General features: G+C 65.9%; 2 protein-coding genes and 1 pseudogene. All 3 read right to left on the bottom strand.

All coding sequences use genetic code 11. From position 1 onward, the window contains the following. A pseudogene (locus WCE35_RS21140) lies at positions 1 to 741 on the bottom strand (hypothetical protein); the annotation flags it as partial. A gap of 520 nt (positions 742 to 1,261) precedes the next feature. Next, positions 1,262 to 2,320 (bottom strand): alcohol dehydrogenase, encoded by a 1,059-nt coding sequence (locus WCE35_RS21135; RefSeq protein WP_424595262.1) that lies wholly within the window; start codon positions 2,318 to 2,320, stop codon positions 1,262 to 1,264. 12 nt (positions 2,321 to 2,332) lie between these two features. After that, positions 2,333 to 2,984 (bottom strand): ribosomal RNA small subunit methyltransferase A (locus WCE35_RS21130; RefSeq protein WP_424595261.1); only part of this gene is annotated, 652 nt, incomplete at its 5' end.

Raw genomic sequence — 2,984 nt, 5'->3', positions numbered from 1 at the left:
CCGGTGCATCGGCGCGCCGGCCGTGCGGTGCCTCGGCGCGCCAGGGCGGCGCACCGCCACCTCCTCGTCCGGGGACATCGGCGGCGACCGGCGAACGGTATCGACGGTACGCCAGATCGCGCGCCGGCCGTCTCGAATCTGGTATGCGGGCGAACGCCTGCGGCGGCGGCCCAGCCTGAAAATAGCGCTTCCGATCAGGCTCGCCAGCGCGAGCGCGCCGACCAGGACCAGCAGCAGCATCTGCATCGAGCCGGTCTCTTTTTGCGACGGCGAGTTCGCTGCGGCAGGTGCCAACGGCATGATGTTGGCCGGCGGTGCCGCCTCGGTTTCGGTCGGCGCGCTTGCAGGCGGGTCGGCTGCGGCGAGCCTCGGCTCGTTCGACGAATTCACCGCGGCAGGATTGGGCCAGCGCGACATAATGGTTTGCGTGCTGGCATCAGGCGCGATGGCGCGCTGGCCATTGTCGGCGGCCGCGCGGTTGCTGCGCGGCGCAACGCCGACGGTGGCATCCGGCGCGACGCTGGTTTGCGGGCTGGGAAACTCGGCGCGCGCATTCGCGATCGATTTGCGCACGCTGGCGGCTGGCTGCGGTGGAGCCGGATTCGCGACCGCCGCCGCTGCCGGTGACGGCGAGGTCGTCGTTGCGGCCCGCGCCGGCCGGTCTCTCTCATCGCCGATGTACCAGCATTGACGTTTGGTGACGCGATCGATCCGGTAGTACCAATGGCCGCCCTCGGGCACGGCGCCTTTGGGAGCGGCAAGGCAATTGTCGGCTGCCTTGGTGTCATTCTCCGCGACAGCGGTGAAACTGGCTCCCGCCAGAATACTGGCGAAGAGGGCGGACACGAATTTCGCCGAACGGTTCGACATGTACATCCCCGTGCTGCATTGCGACGCGGCCATGTCTCGTCAAAGACTTGGGTGGTAATGAGCCGCAATTCCGGAAGGGATAGGGCTTAATTAGGGCTCGCCTGCCACCTCGATGACGACGGTCGCGGCCTTGATTTCGACGCGTTTTCCTCGCGCGAACCGGTATCCGCCCCGCTATCGGAGTGCGGGGCAGGCTTTCGCTCACGCGATTGGAAAAATGCCGCTTTTTCTGCCGTTTCGATGCGGTCCGGCCTCCGACACATCGGTCTGACGGCTTGACAGTTCGGGAGCCGCCGCGGCCGGGGAGGCGGCCGACGCCATTCACGGTCATGCCATTGGCGCTGTCGGCGGCGCTGGCTGCGCCGCTGACAAGCTGACGGATCATCTTGTGTCAGTTCTTGAGTACGATCCGTCCGACGACTTTTCCGGCCCGCAACGCATCGATCCATTTCTGGACGTCAGCCATCGGCTCTTCCTTCATCGGCGTCGGCCTGATCCTGCCGGCGCGCGCCAGCGCCATCAGTTCCTGTCCCTCGGTCAGCGTCCCCACCATAAAGCCTTCGATAGTCATGCGCTTGTAGATCCACTGCACCATCGGCAGGCCAAAATTGCCGCCCATCAGGCCGGAGACCACGATCTTGCCGCCGCGCGCCACCGCCGAGACCGCGAAGGCCATGGATTTTTCGTTGCCTGCAAAATCCACCACCCCGTCGAAGCCGCCCTCGGTTTCCCTCAACATGCGCTTGACCACATCGGCCTCGGCCGGATCGTAAGCCACCGCGCCGCCGTTGTTGAGCGCGGCCTCGCGCGCGGCCGCGCTCAAATCGGCGACCGAGATTTTCTGCCTGAACAAAGCCTGCGCGAACGAAAGCCCCATCATGCCGACGCCGCCAAGCCCGATCAGCAACAAATTGCGCTGCCGCGGACGGTCGACCAGCCGCTTCAGCGCGCCATAGGCGGTGACGCCGGAGCACATCAGGGTCGCGGCCTGATTGATCGGCAGCGGATCGTAATCCAGCAGGTATCTTGCATCGGGCACCAGCACGTGGCTGGCAAAGCCGCCGTCGATCGCAACGCCGAGGAAGCGCTGCTTGGCGCAGAGGTTCTCATCGCCATTGAGGCAATCGCGGCACTGGCCGCAGCCGATCCAGGGGAAGACCGCTTTCTTGTTCCCGATCAGGTCTTTCGAAACATCCGGGCCGACCTCGTCGACGACGCCGGCGATTTCATGTCCCAGCGTGAACGGCAGCGTCATGCCGCGCGTGGTGTCGAGCTTCCTGCCGCCGCCGAGATCGGCGTAACCGTCCTGGATGTGCAGGTCGGAATGGCAAAGGCCGCAGCGTTCGACGCGAACGAGGACCTCCTTGCCCTGCGGTTTTGGTGTCTCGACGATGGTTTCACACAGCGGCGCATCGAATTTGACCAGCGATTGGCGACGCATCTGCGCCATGGCGTTGTCTCCTCAGCGAACGTTCGATCTTGCGGTTCGTATATCCGTCAATTCACGGGCCATGGCAACAAAGCCGCTGACCGGTATCGTCTCCGCCCGCCGGGTCGCATCGACTTGGGCGGCGGCGGCGAGCCGCGCGGGATCGACGGCAAGCGATTTGAGGCTCTGGCGCAGCATTTTCCGGCGCTGGCCGAACGCAGCCGCCGCGACCTGTTCCAGCGCCCGGCGGTCGCAAGGCTCGGGCGCGTTGCGCGGCAAAAGCCGCACCACCGATGAAGTGACCTTGGGTTGCGGCACGAACGCCGTGGGAGAAATGTCGAACAGGATTCTGGTCTCGGCGCGCCAGTTGGCGAGCACGGCGAGCCGTCCATAGGCCTCGTCGTTCTCATGCGCGACGATCCGCTCGGCGACCTCGCGCTGAAACATCAGCACCATCATGTCGTACCAGGGCGGCCAGGGCTCGATCGACAGCCAGTCGACCAAAAGCGCGGTGGCGATGTTGTAGGGCAGGTTGGCGACGACCCTGGCCGGTTCACCGCCCAGCATGGCGCGGGGATCGAAGTGCTGCGCGTCGGCGTGAACGACCTCCAGCCGGCCGGGATAGCGCTTCGCGATCGCGGCGAGCGCCGGCAGCGCGCGCGCGTCGCGCTCGACTGCGATGACG

The organism is Bradyrhizobium sp. (assembly GCF_049691595.1).
Classification (GTDB): domain Bacteria; phylum Pseudomonadota; class Alphaproteobacteria; order Rhizobiales; family Xanthobacteraceae; genus Bradyrhizobium.
The sequence above is the reverse complement of the archived record's forward strand: the minus strand, read 5'-3'. Positions and strand labels throughout refer to the sequence as shown.

Coding starts and splice junctions, on each gene's coding strand:
- WCE35_RS21135 (WP_424595262.1), bottom strand. CDS start 2,320: ATGGCGCAGATGCGTCGCCAATCGCTGGTCAAATTCGATGCGCCGCTG.